The following is a 15,586-nucleotide window of genomic DNA, read 5'->3' as shown; positions in this document are numbered from 1 at the left end:
CAGTACAAACTTGCTATAATCGCATGCAGTACAAATCGGACGCAGCAACTATCCTTACTGGATCCCTAGCTCAACCCCTTATTCAAACATTTAAAACAAAAGCAAATTGGAGCATTTTATGGCAGATTTTAACAAAATTTTGGACGCAGGCGACGTAGACGGCGGCATCATCAACGTAGTAGTAGAAATCCCAGCTGGTAGCAGCCATAAAATTGAGTGGAATCGCGAATTAGCGGTATTTGAGCTTGACCGTATTGACCCACAGATTTTTGCCAAACCTTGTAACTATGGTTTCATCCCACAAACACTTGACGAAGACGGCGATGAGCTTGACGTATTGCTATTGACTGAGCAGCCACTACCGACTGGTATTTTCTTAAAAGCCAAAGTTATCGGCGTGATGAAGTTTGTTGATGATGGCGAAGTAGATGATAAAATCGTTGTGGTCCCTGCTGACGACCGTGACACAGGCAATGCTTATAACAGCTTAGAAGACCTACCAAAGCAGTTGATCAACCAGTTAGAGTTCCATTTCAGTCATTATAAAGACCTGAAAAAAGCTGGTACGACGGTTGTTGAATCTTGGGGTGATGTAAGCGAGGCCAAAGAAGTTATCAAAGAGTCTATCCAACGTTGGAAAGATCTATAATTATCAAATATTGGCAAAACTGCCAATAACGATAAATAATAAAATACCGCAGTCACCATAGTGGCCGCGGTATTTTTTTGCTTGAACATTGCTTATCTAACATGGTTATAATGAGCATATAACTCATTCCAACTTATACGCCGTAATAAGGACAGTCATGTTTAACCCCGACCCTAGCGCAAAACCGGTCAATACCAAGTTGCCAAGAGACGTCATTATGATGGTCGAAAAAAACAACCTAGTAATGGCTATTAAAACTTTGGCGGCAGACGAAAACATCAGTATGGATGAAGCCAAAAGTAGAATTGATGCTTATGAGACCCAGCTAAAAGTAAAGCAACAACAGAAGCTCAATACTATCGCTAGTAAACAAGGCATTCCAAATCAAGCCATCAGCTTTGATAGAGAGCAAGAGGAAGACGAGCCTGGACCATTGGTAAAAAATCGTGTTAAAACCACCAAACAGAGTCAAGGGTTTAAGGGGCTACAAGATGGTGTCGATAGTCAGTTGAATGACTTAGGCTATAAGAAACCTCTACTGCCTTATTGGCTAAAACGATTGCTCGTGATCGCTGTCTTAATGATAGGAATATTTTGGATATTATGGCGAGTATTTGGTTAAGTGATTTAGCTAAATAAGAAACTGGCTCAACATATTCCCCATATAGCCACATACCGACTAGCTATCATTTAAGAATGTAGCTAGTTGGTATGCTAATTGAAAACCTGCCCTTGAATCCTTTCAAACATCCATTAATCTCAAATTACTTAGAGCAATCCTTTATATAAGAAGTAACAGCCTACGACGGTTAACAGTATTGCAAAGCATTTTTTTAACAACTGCGGCGATAATGCGTGAGCGACTTTTGCGCCTAGCTTAGCGGTGAAAAAGCTCATGATGCTAATACCTAAAAAAGCATAGATATGGACAAAGCCAATCGTATTTGGCACGTCGACTTGAGCTTGCATACCAAAGAACATAAACCCTAGCGCACCTGCAATCGCGATAGGCAATCCACATGCGGCTGAGGTTCCAACGGCTTTTTGCATAACCACACCGTAACGCGTGAGGTAAGGTACGGTTAAGCTACCACCGCCAATCCCAAAAATAGCAGAAGCGATACCGATACCCGCCCCTGCTGCTAGTTGCTTAGGCTTTGAAGGCAAAGCTATATGAACATTACCAGCATCGCTATTTGCTTTCTTTTTGCCACCCATAAACATTTTATAAGCAACCCAAAGCAAAAACACACCAACAATCAACTGAAGATATAAACCAGATATCTGTCCTGCAATTCCTGCTCCTAAAAAGCAGCCTATTGCTAAACCTGGCGTCAGATTTTTAAATACTGGCCACATGACTGCGCCTTTCTTGTTGTGCGCCATGAGCGAGCTTATGGATGTAACGATAATAGTCGCCAGTGAAGTACCCAAGGCCAAGTGCATAATACTGTCAGGACTGTAACCCATTTGCGTAAAGACAATAAATAGCAGTGGTACGATAATAGTCCCACCGCCTACTCCAAATAGCCCTGCAGCAAATCCTGCTAGCGCCCCTATTATTAAAAAAGTTATTAATTCCACAGGATAGTTACTTCTTATTTAGATTTAATGAGATGATAATTATAGTTAAACGACTGCTTAATGTTGAACGAGCAATAGCCCATAGGCTCAGGGGTTGGACTATAAATACTGGATTAAATAAGTTCCACTTGCCCCACTCTAGAGTAGGCACGGTTAAAGTAAACCAACCCTTCATCAGTGCCGCCTTGTGGCTCAGCCTGATTGATGGCGACAATGCGGCACATAAAGACGCTATGCGTGCCGACTTCTTGAATTTGTTCAATCTCACAATCAAAGCTGACCAAGGCATCCTCCAGTACAGGAGCGCCTGTTTGTAATTGTGTCCAAGAACCATATTCAAACCGTTCTTCTGAACACAATTTAGAGGCAAAAGCATTGGACAGCTGCTCATGTTGCGCGCCTAACACATTGACACTTAAAATCTTGTTTTCCAGAAAGTAACCATGTGACCGAGACGTTTGATTCATACAGACAAGCAAGGTCGGCGGTGTGTCTGTGACACTACATACTGCCGATGCTGTAAACCCATGCATGCCCGTCGCACCTGCTGTGGTCACCACATTGACCGCAGTCGTTAGCAAAGACATGGCATCTCTAAAGTCGGTCGCGTCAATCCTATCTTTAATCATTGCTTCAATCCCGAGAAACGTTAAAAAATAACGTTAAAAAATTGTGCTTCAATTTTAGTTTTGCAAGGGAAATTCTTTAAATAGAATTTCCTAAACTTCTCAACTCTAAGCAGTCAGTTCTTGACGAACGATTTGAGCACCAGCGCTTAAGGCCGCGAGCTTACCACGTGCGACTTGGCGAGACAAAGGTGCCATGCCGCAGTTAGTGGCAGGATACAGCTTGTCAGCATCGACAAATTGTAGCGCTTTGCGTAGCGTATCTGCCACCTCTTCTGGTGTCTCGATAGTGTTGGTTGCCACATCAATGGCACCGACCATCACTTTTTTACCACGAATCAACTCAATCATATCCATGGGTACACGTGAGTTTTGACACTCCAGTGAGATAATATCGATTTTTGATTGTTGCAGTTTAGGAAATGCTTTTTCGTATTCGCGCCACTCTGAGCCCAGTGTCTTTTTCCAATCGGTATTGGCTTTGATGCCGTAGCCATAGCAAATATGCACAGCTGTCTCACATTTTAGACCTTCAATGGCACGCTCTAAAGTTGCAATACCCCAGTCGTTCACATCATCAAAGAACACGTTAAATGCTGGCTCATCAAACTGGATAATATCAACGCCAACCGCCTCTAATTCTTTTGCTTCTTGGTTCAGGATTTTAGCAAATTCCCAAGCCAATTTTTCACGGCTTTTATAATGACCGTCATATAACGTATCAATCATCGTCATCGGCCCTGGCAGCGCCCATTTAATTGGCTGATCGGTTTGCTGACGTAAAAACTTGGCATCATCAACGAATACGGACTTTGGACGGCTCACCGCACCAATGACTGATGGCACGCTCGCATCGTAGCGATTACGGATTTTGACCGTCTCACGCTTCTCAAAGTCGACACCATCAAGGTGTTCGATGAACGTAGTTACAAAATGCTGACGAGTCTGCTCGCCATCACTCACAATATCAATCCCTGCATGCTGCTGCTCTTGCAATGATACACGCAGCGCATCTTGCTTGGCTTCAAGCAACTGCTCGCCCTCTAACGCCCAAGGTGACCAAATTTTCTCAGGTTCTGCTAGCCAAGACGGTTTTGGTAAGCTGCCAGCGGTAGACGTCGGTAATAGTAGTTTCATACGATTTATCTTCTAGTTAATTTATTTTTTATTATGTTGATGAGTGATGCTCAGTTAAGCGGCTTGCTTCCTAGCCGCTTTCTTGTCAGCGGCTTCTTTTTGAGCAGTCTCGCCTGTTACATCATAGCTTGCAGCCCATTCCTCAAGGATGGTTTGATACGGCTTGATAAAGTGTGTCTCAGTAAATCTGCCTTGGGTTACTGCCATCTGACTACGTTCGGCGCGGTCATAGACTACTTGCGTCAATGAATAGTCTTGGTAATTCAGGCTAGGTTGATACACTTGTCCAGCGCTTGAGTTGGCATTGTAAATCTCAGGACGGTAGATCTTCTGAAAGGTCTCCATGGTACTGATTGCACTAATCAGTTCAAGATCAGTGTAATCACTGAGCAAGTCCCCTGCAAAATAAAATGCTAATGGCGCGGCGCTACCCTCAGGCTTAAAATAACGTACCGTTAAGCCCATTTTATGAAAATAATCGTCGGTCAACGAGTATTCATCTTGCTTGTATTCAATGCCCAATACAGGATGCTGATTGACAGTACGATAGTAAGTCTTGCTGGTTGAAACGCTCAGGCAAATCACAGGTTTTTTGTGAAAATGAGCGTTGTAAGCCTCTGAGTTCAGTAAGTATTGAAACAATTTGCCATGCAACTCACCAAAATTATCTGGCGTTATGGATGCTAGGTTTTTGTCGCGATGCTCTGGTAACACAATACTAAAATCATAGTCACGCACATAAGATGAGAAGCTGTTGCCAACCATGCCGTCGATACGCTTGTTTTCTTTGTGATCCACAATCGTGGTTTTTAGCGTTTCGATAATAGGAAACGTCTGACCATTGCCTTTAACATCTAGATCGACAGAGATGATATCAACTTCAACAGAATAACGATCTGCTGTCAGATTGTCCCAATGCGCCAATGCATTAAAGCGGTTATTGATCATGGTTAACGTTTTGCGTAAGTTCTCTTGGCGGTGCTCGCCGCGTGCCAAATTTGCAAAGTTAGTCGTCAAACGCGTGCTATCTGCAGGCTGATAGTTTTCGTCAAAACGAATGTGCTTAATTGAACAATTGAATTCTTTACTCATGGTGATCCGCTACCTTATTTATCTGAGATAAAACCAAATCTGTGTATGAGGTGAATCATACCGAAATCTAAACATGAATAAAAACGATACAATTTAAACATAAGATGAATTTTATTCATCTTGTTAAAAATTAGAGATATAAAGGAAATTTAACAGTGGAAGTTTTAAGGATTTATTTAACGTATAACTAAGCCTTTCACACACTGGCGGCGAAGAAGGTTCTTATACTGCTTAAGCATATTTTTAAGGCATAAAAAAAGGATACCGTAGTATCCTTTTTATTCAAATTCGAGCCTGATAACACATCGACTCTAGTGGTGCTCACCAGGAAGAATTTTGGCAAAGGCACGCTGAGCAAGATTAGGCTTGCTATCAGTCGTTTGTGCAGCAGTCGAACTTGGGAAAATGCGATAGCCAATGGACTGAACGCCAACGTTAAAGGCTGGTACCAACGAGTAAGTCGCTGAGGCAAATTTACCCATATTACTCGCAATGCTATTTGGCTTATGAACGATGGCTTTTGCGACCATCATCGCTGCTTCGTCAGGCATCAATGCTGGCATATAGCGATATAGCTTGGTTGGCGCAATCATTGGGGTACGTACAAGTGGCATAAAAATGTTGGTCACTTTGATATTATCGCCTTTGACTTCAGCAGCCAAACAGCGACTAAATGCATCTAAGGCAGCCTTTGACGCGACATACGCTGAAAAACGAGGGCTATTAGCCAATACCCCAATTGAGGAGATATTCACGATTTGACCAGTTTGGCGACCAATCATCGTTGGCAAGAAACCAAGAATGATTTTGACCGCGCCAAAATAATTAATCTCCATGGTACGTTCAAAGTCATGAAAACGGTTGACCGACTCATGCACTGAACGACGAATCGAACGTCCCGCATTGTTGACTAGTACATCAACATGTTTAAAGTCAGCCAAAATCTTTTCACTGGTTTTTTCAATCTCATCCATATTGGTCAGGTCGCATGGATAGTAGCTAGCCGCGCCGCCAAGTGTTTCAATATTTTCTTTGACCATTTTTAGCTTATCTTCAGTACGGGCCAGCAAAATAACATGCGCGCCGCATTCACTGAGCAAAAAAGCCGTACGCTCACCGATACCACTTGAAGCGCCTGTGATGATAATATTCTTGCCTTTGACGGCTTTGGTAATTGCTTTTTTCGAGAGATTGGCCATAAAAAGTCCTTTTCGTTTATTCTATAGTTATTGGTATTCGGTTATAGCATAGCAAAAAAATGTCGTATGGAGTGAACAAAACCATAGTGGGCGTTAGCTAACGGGACTTTTACAAATTTCGTCGTCGACATAGATATTTATAGATACATTTTTAGCTTATTGTTAATTACTAAATGCTAAGTACTAAGTGTTAAGTGTTAAGCTTTTTTTCTGATTAATTATGAGGAGTATCTACTTTGATAGACACACTAACTCACTATATCGACTTAATTGCCAAAATGATCGAAGTCATTGGCGTCCTCATTATGTTTTTTGGGCTATTTCTTGCCTTGTATAAAGCTTTTCGAGCGTCGGGGCACTTCAACAATGATACCTACGTCGAGATCAGACAGACCGTAGGCAAATCTATATTGTTGGGGTTAGAAGTACTGATTGCCGCTGATATCGTGGCTACTGTCGTCACCGAGCCATCGCTACGCAGCGTACTGGTGCTAGGTTTCATCGTACTGATTCGAACCTTTTTAAGCTTATCGCTACAAGTTGAACTAGAAGGTCGATTCCCTTGGCAAAATAGAAAACCTGTGCCTGACAAACAGTCTGATACTGACAATCATACTGTGCCAATTGATAAAGCATAGCTGTTGGACAAAAATGCCATCAAGAAACGATGCATAGAAATAACTAGCACTGATTTATAAAACAATATTTAAGCGATTACTACTCGTGCGCCTGCAAAAAAGTCTCGACCACTTTAAATTGCCCAACCGTACTTTCTTCACCATACATCGCCTGTCTAAAGGCGTTAGAATTTGGAATACCTGTCGTATACCATGCAATATGTTTGCGAGCGATACGGCAGCCTGAGTACTCCCCATAGAAATCATAGAGCTCTTGCAAATGGGCCAGTACGATCTCTTTTATCTCACTAACGCTCGGTGCCTCTAGGCGCTCGCCAGTACGCAAAAAGTGCTCAATATCGCGAAATATCCACGGCTGCCCTTGTGCAGCACGCCCAATCATCACCGCATCACAGCCTGTCATCTCATAGACGTGTTGGGCTTTTTGTGCGCTGTCGATATCGCCATTGGCAATGACAGGAATACTGATACTTTCTTTGACTTCGCGTATTAGCTCATAGCGTGCATTGCCTGTATACATGTCTTCACGCGTACGGCCATGAATAGCAATCGCTGCAATGCCGGCCTGCTCAGCACGCTTGGCGACTCGTAAGATATTTTCACGACCATTCTCAAAACCCAGACGTGTCTTTAGCGTGACAGGTGCATCCACGGCATTGACCGTTGCATCTAACAATCGCGCGACCAAATCTTCGTCTTGCAACAATGCAGAACCTGCCAGCTTACGACAGACCTTTTTGGCCGGACAGCCCATATTGATATCGATAATCTGCGCACCATTATCAATTTGATAACGAGCCGCTTCAGCCAGTTTGTCCGGCTCAGCACCTGCTATCTGTGCCGAGATAGGCGCAATCTCATTGTCAAAATTGGCACGATACAAGGATTTTTTGCGTGCATAAAGGGCCGTATCAGCGATGATCATCTCGCTGACCGCATGACCTGCACCAAATGATTTACACAGTCGGCGAAAAGGATTGTCCGTCACGCCTGCCATCGGTGCGACCATTAGACGGTTTTCAATCGTCAGGCCACCTATGTTCAATGGCTGTAATAGCGGATGATCAGATAAAGTCGAGGACGAAGATAAAATGGGAGAATCAATAGACATAAAAAAACGGCTTGATTTGTAAGGAAAACAAGCCGTTATTCTAAGGATTGCTGCGTTTATTGCAAGCGATTAACGTGAATAGCTTGCATAAGCGTTGGTCATTTTTGATACATTTCATGCACTACTTATCAAGCACACTGCCCTGCTCTAGCGTGATGTCATCATCATGCTCTTGCATGCGCCACGGTAGACTATCAGGCGATACATTGAGGAAATGTAAATACTTCTCAAACTGATCAATGATGTCATTAATCACTGATTCAGATTTGTAGCCGTATAAATCATAGGTCTGACCACCACGGCGTAGATACACCTCAGCGCGATGATGGTGCTCTTGTGGCAAAGTATCTGCGCTGTCTTCAGTATAATAATCAGGCGCATCATGCTCAGATAAGCGAACTTCGTACCAAAACTCGACATCGTCACCGCGCTGTAGCTCTAATACGGCTCGGTTATTGACCGCGTCATAATTGACCTCAGTCGTCCAGCCGGTTTCTGCAAATTTAGACGACACCTCCATCATCGAAGGCATAACTACTTCTTTAATATAGCTAAGAACCTTTTCACGCGTTGGCTTATCGGTCATATAATCAATACGCTCGCGCCATGCAGACGGTTTGAGTAAATGCGGCGGCAGTCTGTTGTCATTACCAAGGCTCTGATTACGATGTCCTTCGATACGCAGCGCACGCCACATACCAAACATTGAAATAAGAATAATAATCGCAAATGGTAACGCACTAACGATAGCCGCTGTTTGTAGGGCTTCTAAACCCCCTGCAAGTAGTAATACTGCGGCGACAGCACCTTCAGTCACTACCCAAAAGCTACGCTGCCACCATGGTGTATCACTGCGACCACCTGCCGCTAGCGAGTCGATTACCAATGAGCCAGAATCCGATGACGTCACAAAAAAGGTAATAATCAATAAAATGGTCAACGACGACACAAATTCAGTAAACGGTAGATTCTCTAACAGTTTAAACAAAGCAATTGCTTGGTTGTTTTGTACTTCACTGATTAATGAGGTATAACCATCGACCATAATCATATGTAGTGCGGTATCGCCAAACACCGAAAACCAAAAGAATGTAAAGAAAGTCGGTACTAGCATCACACCCAATACGAACTCACGAATAGTACGACCACGGCTAATCTTGGCGATAAACAGACCTACAAAAGGTGCCCATGCAATTGTCCATGCAAAAATAAACAAGGTCCAGCTACCGATCCAATTGCTATTTTCGTATGCCTGCAAGCTAAAGGTACGTTCAACGATATTACCCAGATAGCTACCCGTATTTTCCATAAAGGCGTTCAAGATAAAAATAGTCGGACCGACGACAAATACGAACAGCATCAACGCAGTTGCCAATAGCATATTTAAAATAGATAAGCGTTTTACACCCTTATCCATCCCTGCCAACACCGATACCAATGCCGCGGCGGTCACCAAAGCAATGGCAATCACCTGTACGGTCGTATTCACTGGAATGATATCTGGCAATAGATAATTGAGTCCCGCATTGATTTGCGACACTGATAAGCCAAGACTGGTAGCAATACCAAACATCGTACCTAATATCGCAAACACATCGACTGTATGACCGATAGGGCCATGAATCCTGTCACCAATAATCGGGTATAGCGTCGAGCGTATTGATAGTGGTAAACCATGACGAAACGCAAAATAAGCTAGTGATAAACCAACGACACCATAAATTGCCCAAATATGAAAGCCCCAATGGAAATACGCAATTTGCATCGCCTCTTTTGCCGCGGCAATAGTCTGCGGATCCGACATTGGCGGACTAGAAAAGTGCATTACTGGTTCCGCTACCCCATAAAACAGTAGCGCAATCCCGTAACCTGCCGAAAACAGCATGGCAAACCATTCAAGAAATCCGTACTCCGCCTCAGCATGATCAGGGCCCAGCTTGATACTGCCATAAGACGAAAACGCCAGTACAATAATGAACATCAAAAACAGTGCCACTGCCAGCATATAAAACCAGCCGAATGTCTCAGTCGTAAAACTAAGCACGTCACTAAACAGAGCACCCGCTGCTTCAGGATTGATAGCCGTACCAATAACCAGTAGCAGCATAATAATTGCTGCAGGTACAAAGACTGGTAATAAAATAGTCGAACGAGGTAATTTACTCATGAAAGATAATATCCTCAAAAGTTGACGATGCCTTTTTATAGAAAAGTTTTAATTAAGGCAAAGATTAGAAAATGTGTGTGAATGGTTATAATAATTATCACACTCTTTTCCAAAACCCTAGACAAGCGTTCAACTCGTAACATGACTTTAACGAATGTTACATGACTATTACCAAGAAAATAAAAAAGGCAGCTTGCTAGCTGCCTTTTGATTGTATATGTATTTTTTTAGTGATTTATAATCTATAAATGCTCGCTAATTCGTAAATACCAATATTTTTTATACCTAAACAGAAGCACTCTGTTTCCTAATTAGGCATCAATCACTACCGCCAACTTCTGCGCAATATCTGCCAAATCATTGTTGTCGGCTTGGGTCACTGCATGACGTCCTAACTCATGGATACTTGATGGAATGAGATGTACATGATAATGAAAGACTGTTTGACCTGCTTGTGAGCCATTCAACTGCATTTGGATAACGCCTTCACGCTCAAATACTTGGCGCTGAGCTTGCATGACTTTCTTAGACGTCATTAGCACCGCAGCAGCATATTCAGGCTCAAGATCCGCCAAATCAACGGCTTTCTGTTTGGGTATGACCAATACATGGCCTTCTGCTTGTGGCATGATATCCATAAAGGCCAGCGTTTTATCATCTTCATATACTTTGTGATATGGAATATCACCATCTAACATTTTGGCAAAAATATTATTGTCGTCATAAGCAGTCTTTTGATTTACTTCAGTCATTATTTTTTCCTTTAAGAGTTTTATTATTAGTTAATTAATAGCTCAATAGCTCAATAGCTATCCAAAATAGATAAAAGCATCTGTCATATAGTGGACGAAATATAACTTTAGTACAAGTCAGTATGACAACCGAATTTGAAAAATATCAAGCCATATTCCAACCATGCTAGCTCACTAATTTATTGGCGAGTCATGCCCTTAAAATGTTATATTAACCCTCTATTTTAATAACGCTATGTTTATGGATTTGCCTACTTTGCCAACTCAACCAGATATGGATAACACTACCGCAACCCTTGATAATCAGGAAGAACACTCTGATATTGAGAGTGAAAGTGGTACTCAAACTATCGATCCAAACGCTATCATATTAGCAGAAGCATTGACTGATAAAGCCATCAGCTGGCAGATACACAATTGTAAAATTATAAAGAAGACTGTCACGCAAGATTTGCCACTGCCTTTTTTGTATCACTATGACAGTTTAGATGATGCGATCAAACAGACGCACCCGCTTACTCCTGAGCTACTGCTTCAATTCAATAAACCCATGTCAGCTCATCAAGCTGCCAAGTTAATTGGTATTGACGAGGAGCTGCTGACCAGTCCTTGGCATGTAAAAATTATCGGCTCGTTAGTGGTATTTAGTGAGGCATTGCAGTTGGCTGTACGACTACATTGGACCAATACGGGTAAAGAGACGCAGCAGGTATATACTAAAGATGCTGCCGACGCTATTATTGCCGCTTTTAAAGACTGGCAGTTTTTTGGTCGTGTAGACGTCCTCTATAAAAATAATAAGCAAATATTAATTAGTATTGACGAGCAAAACCCTAATACGCCAGCACTCTCTGCCGAGTCGCTGTTGACGATTGAAGCTAGTAGTGATTATCAGCAGCTACTAGCTACTCATGCGCTTGCAGCCATTGTGAAATTAGAAGCAGACAAAGCTGATCTTCCTTGGTTTGACAAAGCCATATTAGAACGTATTGAATAGATGTTTTGAATAACTGTTTTTTTGCTCATCGCTTGTGATTATTAATTCGTTATTATTAATTCACTGTTATTAGCATATTGTTTTTAGTTATTCATATCTAATGGTATGGTAACGAATTAGTATTATTCACTAGTACTCACTCTCTATAAAAAGCACACTATCCCTATTAAAACTGAGGGTGCACATTTTTATAACCCCGCCTATTTGTAAGGAATATCACATGGATTATCGCTCAAAAACCTCTACCGGCGGTCGTAATATGGCAGGCGCGCGCGCATTATGGCGTGCAACCGGCATGACTGACGGCGACTTTGGCAAGCCAATCATTGCGATTGCTAACTCTTTTACCCAGTTTGTACCCGGCCATGTGCATCTAAAAGACCTTGGACAGCTGGTCGCCCGTGAGATTGAGCAAGCAGGCGGCGTTGCAAAAGAGTTCAATACCATTGCGGTTGACGATGGTATTGCGATGGGCCATAGCGGTATGTTGTACTCGCTACCAAGTCGTGATTTGATCGCTGATTCTGTCGAGTATATGGTCAATGCTCACTGTGCAGATGCACTAGTTTGTATTTCTAACTGTGACAAAATCACCCCGGGTATGTTGATGGCCGCCATGCGCCTTAACATTCCAGTGGTGTTTATCTCAGGTGGCCCAATGGAAGCGGGCAAAATATTAGCTAGTACCGTTGGTAAGAGCCATAATACTGATAGTAGTGACAGCAGTGCTGTTCGCAAACTTGACCTTGTCGATGCGATGATGGACGCTGCTGATGATAGCATCAGTGATGAAGACGTCGCTGCTATTGAAGCCTCAGCCTGCCCTACTTGTGGCTCATGCTCTGGTATGTTTACAGCCAACTCGATGAACTGCTTGACCGAAGCTTTAGGCTTAGCACTACCAGGTAATGGCTCACTGCTAGCTACTCACTCATTGCGCCGCGAGCTATTCTTAGAAGCGGGTCGTACCATTGTGTCGCTTGCCAAGCGTCGCTACGAGCAAGATGATGACTCTGTGTTACCACGCTCTATCGCTACCAAAGCTGCTTTTGAAAATGCCATGAGCTTAGATATTGCCATGGGCGGCTCAACCAATACCATCTTGCATCTACTTGCTGCGGCTAATGAAGCAGAAATCGACTTTAAAATGGCTGATATTGACCGTTTGAGTCGCGGTGTGCCTTGTCTGGCAAAAGTAGCCCCTGCCTCACAGAAATACCATATGGAAGACGTGCATCGTGCTGGCGGTGTCTTTGCATTACTTGCTGAGCTTGATCGCGCCGAGTTACTAAAAACTGACGTGCCAACTATCCATAGCGCCACGATGAAAGAAGCGATCGATAAGTGGGACATCATGAACCCTGACAATCATGAGGCACGCGCTCGCTTCCTTGCAGCACCTGGTGGCGTACGTACCACAGAAGCATTCTCGCAATCAAAAGAGTGGTCAAACCTCGACGTCAACCGTGAGTCAGGCTGTATCCGTAGTGCCAAACACGCCTACTCTACAGATGGCGGCTTAGCCGTACTATATGGTAATATCGCTGAGCGCGGCTGTGTGGTCAAAACCGCAGGCGTCGACGAAAGCATCTTGACCTTTACTGGTCGCGCGCGTCTATTTGAATCACAAGATGATGCGGTTGCTGCGGTATTGGCTGACGAAATCGTTGCAGGCGATGTGGTCATCATTCGCTACGAAGGCCCTAAAGGCGGCCCTGGTATGCAAGAGATGCTATACCCAACGACTTATCTGAAGTCAAAAGGATTGGGTAAAGAATGCGCCCTACTGACTGATGGTCGCTTCTCTGGTGGTACATCAGGTCTATCAATTGGCCATGCTAGCCCAGAAGCTGCTGAAGGCGGGGCGATTGGTTTGGTCGAAGAAGGCGATAGTATTCATATCGATATCCCAAACCGTACCATCAACATGAAAGTGAGTGATGCAGACTTAGCCGCTCGCCGAGAAGCTATGGAAGCGCGTGGTCGTGATGCATGGAAACCCGTCAGTCGTGATCGTCATGTCTCGCCAGCATTACGTGCTTATGCGGCTATGACCACCAGTGCTGATACTGGTGCCGTACGTGACGTGAGCCAAGTCGAACGCTAGTCTGTAAACTATTGATGATACAGACATACTGATAAAATTATATTAAGCCTGCACAATGCAGGCTTTTTTTTCACCAAAAAACAACGTAGCTGTCGTTTTGATAACTATTTTTTGCGGTAATTATTTTATTTTGACGTCATGATAAAGAGTATCAGTGACTGACTATCAACTATTGCTGTGAATTGTCATCAATATCTAAAATCACCCTCTTAAAATCGATCCTTAAAACATAACGACGTGCGTAAACCTTATGATTGAAAAATATAACTTATTCTTATTAATCTGCGGGATTGCCTTTTTACTAGGGGCCTTGTTTCCTGTTATTTTTAAGCGCACCTCTATCTCATTACCGATGCTCCAAGTCAGCTTCGGTCTGATGATGGGCTACTGGTGGACGTCTTTGTCCTTTTTAGACCCACTTGATAACGGTTTACTCATCGAGAAACTGACTGAGATTGTTGTACTGGTCTCATTGGTTGGTGCTGGTATTAAAATCGATACAGAGTTGTCTTGGCGATTGTGGCGCCCAACAGTAAGACTGCTACTCATTACCATGCCTATTGGTATTTTTGCGATGGCAGTCTTGGGGTATTACGCGTTTGGTTTAAGCCTTGGTGCAGCTATCTTATTAGGTGCAGTGTTAGCACCTACTGATCCCGTGTTAGCTTCGAGCATTCAGGTGGGACCTCCCAATACAGGAGGAGAAGACACACCGCGCTTTACCTTAACGTCAGAGGCCGGGTTGAACGATGGTCTGGCTTTTCCGTTTGTGTACCTAGCGATTAAGATTGCAGAAGCGTTCAGTGAAGGCAAAGCCTTTACTTACGAGATGCTATGGTCGTGGTTTACTCATGACGTCTTGTGGAAGATTGGCGCAGGTGTAGTGGTGGGTGTATTGGTTGGTAAAATATTGGCCAAAGTCGTGTTTTCTAAACATACTCGCGAGACTACCATCTCGCAAGGCTATGTGGTTATTGCGTTGACGCTACTAGCCTATGGTCTTGCCGAGTATGTACATAGTTATGGCTTTATCGCTGTATTCGTGGCCGCATTTGCGTTTCGTCGCTCAGAGTGTGAGCATACTTATCATCAAAAACTGCATGATTTCGCTGAGCAACCAGAAGGCTTATTGATGTCATTAGTGCTAGTTATCTTTGGCATGTTCCTCGGTCAAGGGCTGCAGGCAGGTGTCGAGTTGACATGGCGCGTCTATATCGTCAGCTTTACCTTCTTACTACTTATACGTCCGATTGGTGGATTTATTGCCTTATCAGGATTGAACTTACCACATACCGAGAAATACGCAATATCGGCTTTGGGTATTCGTGGTATCGGTACTTTGTATTATCTGTCCTATGCGCTCAATCAAGGGTTTTTCGCAGATGAAGATGCGCTTAAACTGTGGATTGTTTGTTCGATTGTCATTTTGACTTCTATCTTTATCCATGGTCTCAGCGCATCAAGATTGCTTAAAATGACACCAAACAAGCAGCATTAAAATTAATGCTGCTTATATTTGAAACAGAA

The 15,586-nt window shown here is 43.2% G+C and carries 14 protein-coding genes; 6 read left to right on the top strand and 8 right to left on the bottom strand.

The window, feature by feature from the left end; genetic code table 11:
• Positions 1–118 precede the first annotated feature (118 nt).
• Positions 119–649, top strand: a complete 531-nt coding sequence (locus QL886_RS04680) for an inorganic diphosphatase (RefSeq protein WP_290177799.1) — start codon at positions 119–121, stop codon at positions 647–649.
• Positions 650–806: 157 nt separating this feature from the next.
• Positions 807–1,271: a hypothetical protein gene (locus QL886_RS04675; protein WP_101205393.1), complete on the top strand. Its 465-nt coding sequence runs from the start codon at positions 807–809 to the stop codon at positions 1,269–1,271.
• A 146-nt stretch (positions 1,272–1,417) separates the two neighbouring features.
• On the opposite strand, the gene QL886_RS04670 is transcribed toward QL886_RS04675, so the two are convergent.
• The 5 genes from QL886_RS04670 to QL886_RS04650 form a co-directional block, all read right to left on the bottom strand.
• A complete protein-coding gene (locus QL886_RS04670) occupies positions 1,418–2,233 on the bottom strand; it encodes a sulfite exporter TauE/SafE family protein (RefSeq protein WP_290177798.1) in 816 nt (271 codons plus the stop codon).
• A 113-nt stretch (positions 2,234–2,346) separates the two neighbouring features.
• Positions 2,347–2,862, bottom strand: a complete 516-nt coding sequence (locus tag QL886_RS04665) for a flavin reductase (RefSeq protein WP_160020865.1) — start codon at positions 2,860–2,862, stop codon at positions 2,347–2,349.
• 105 nt (positions 2,863–2,967) lie between these two features.
• The gene (locus QL886_RS04660; protein WP_290177797.1) at positions 2,968–3,996 is read right to left on the bottom strand and encodes a methionine synthase; all 1,029 of its coding nucleotides are present in this window, start codon (positions 3,994–3,996) and stop codon (positions 2,968–2,970) included.
• Positions 3,997–4,050: 54 nt separating this feature from the next.
• Positions 4,051–5,088, bottom strand: coding sequence for a DUF1852 domain-containing protein (locus QL886_RS04655; protein WP_290177796.1), 1,038 nt, complete (start codon positions 5,086–5,088; stop codon positions 4,051–4,053).
• A 311-nt stretch (positions 5,089–5,399) separates the two neighbouring features.
• Positions 5,400–6,287: an SDR family NAD(P)-dependent oxidoreductase gene (locus tag QL886_RS04650; RefSeq protein ID WP_057759469.1), complete on the bottom strand. Its 888-nt coding sequence runs from the start codon at positions 6,285–6,287 to the stop codon at positions 5,400–5,402.
• A gap of 236 nt (positions 6,288–6,523) precedes the next feature.
• Here QL886_RS04650 and QL886_RS04645 point away from each other — a divergent pair, with 236 nt between their 5' ends.
• On the top strand, positions 6,524–6,925 hold the full coding sequence (locus QL886_RS04645; RefSeq protein ID WP_290177795.1) for a DUF1622 domain-containing protein: 402 nt from the start codon (positions 6,524–6,526) through the stop codon (positions 6,923–6,925).
• Positions 6,926–7,004: 79 nt separating this feature from the next.
• Here the strand turns inward: QL886_RS04645 and dusB are convergent, their stop codons facing one another.
• The 3 genes from dusB to QL886_RS04630 form a co-directional block, all read right to left on the bottom strand.
• Positions 7,005–8,036, bottom strand: coding sequence for a tRNA dihydrouridine synthase DusB (dusB, locus tag QL886_RS04640; protein ID WP_290177794.1), 1,032 nt, complete (start codon positions 8,034–8,036; stop codon positions 7,005–7,007).
• A gap of 121 nt (positions 8,037–8,157) precedes the next feature.
• Complete coding sequence (locus QL886_RS04635; protein ID WP_191115093.1) at positions 8,158–10,203, bottom strand: BCCT family transporter; 2,046 nt, start codon at positions 10,201–10,203, stop codon at positions 8,158–8,160.
• 311 nt (positions 10,204–10,514) lie between these two features.
• A complete protein-coding gene (locus QL886_RS04630; RefSeq protein WP_290177793.1) occupies positions 10,515–10,955 on the bottom strand; it encodes an HIT domain-containing protein in 441 nt (146 codons plus the stop codon).
• 241 nt (positions 10,956–11,196) lie between these two features.
• On the opposite strand from QL886_RS04630, the gene QL886_RS04625 reads away from it, so the two are divergent.
• The 3 genes from QL886_RS04625 to QL886_RS04615 all read left to right on the top strand — a co-directional run bounded on the left by QL886_RS04625 (position 11,197) and on the right by QL886_RS04615 (position 15,557).
• Positions 11,197–11,952, top strand: coding sequence for a hypothetical protein (locus QL886_RS04625; protein WP_290177792.1), 756 nt, complete (start codon positions 11,197–11,199; stop codon positions 11,950–11,952).
• Between the two features lie 220 nt (positions 11,953–12,172).
• Positions 12,173–14,059, top strand: a complete 1,887-nt coding sequence (ilvD, locus tag QL886_RS04620; protein ID WP_290177791.1) for a dihydroxy-acid dehydratase — start codon at positions 12,173–12,175, stop codon at positions 14,057–14,059.
• 250 nt (positions 14,060–14,309) lie between these two features.
• The gene (locus tag QL886_RS04615; protein ID WP_290177790.1) at positions 14,310–15,557 is read left to right on the top strand and encodes a cation:proton antiporter; all 1,248 of its coding nucleotides are present in this window, start codon (positions 14,310–14,312) and stop codon (positions 15,555–15,557) included.
• Positions 15,558–15,586: the final 29 nt, after the last annotated feature.

The sequence above is a fragment of the Psychrobacter sp. APC 3281 genome (assembly GCF_030407815.1).
Classification (GTDB): domain Bacteria; phylum Pseudomonadota; class Gammaproteobacteria; order Pseudomonadales; family Moraxellaceae; genus Psychrobacter.
The sequence above is the reverse complement of the archived record's forward strand: the minus strand, read 5'-3'. Positions and strand labels throughout refer to the sequence as shown.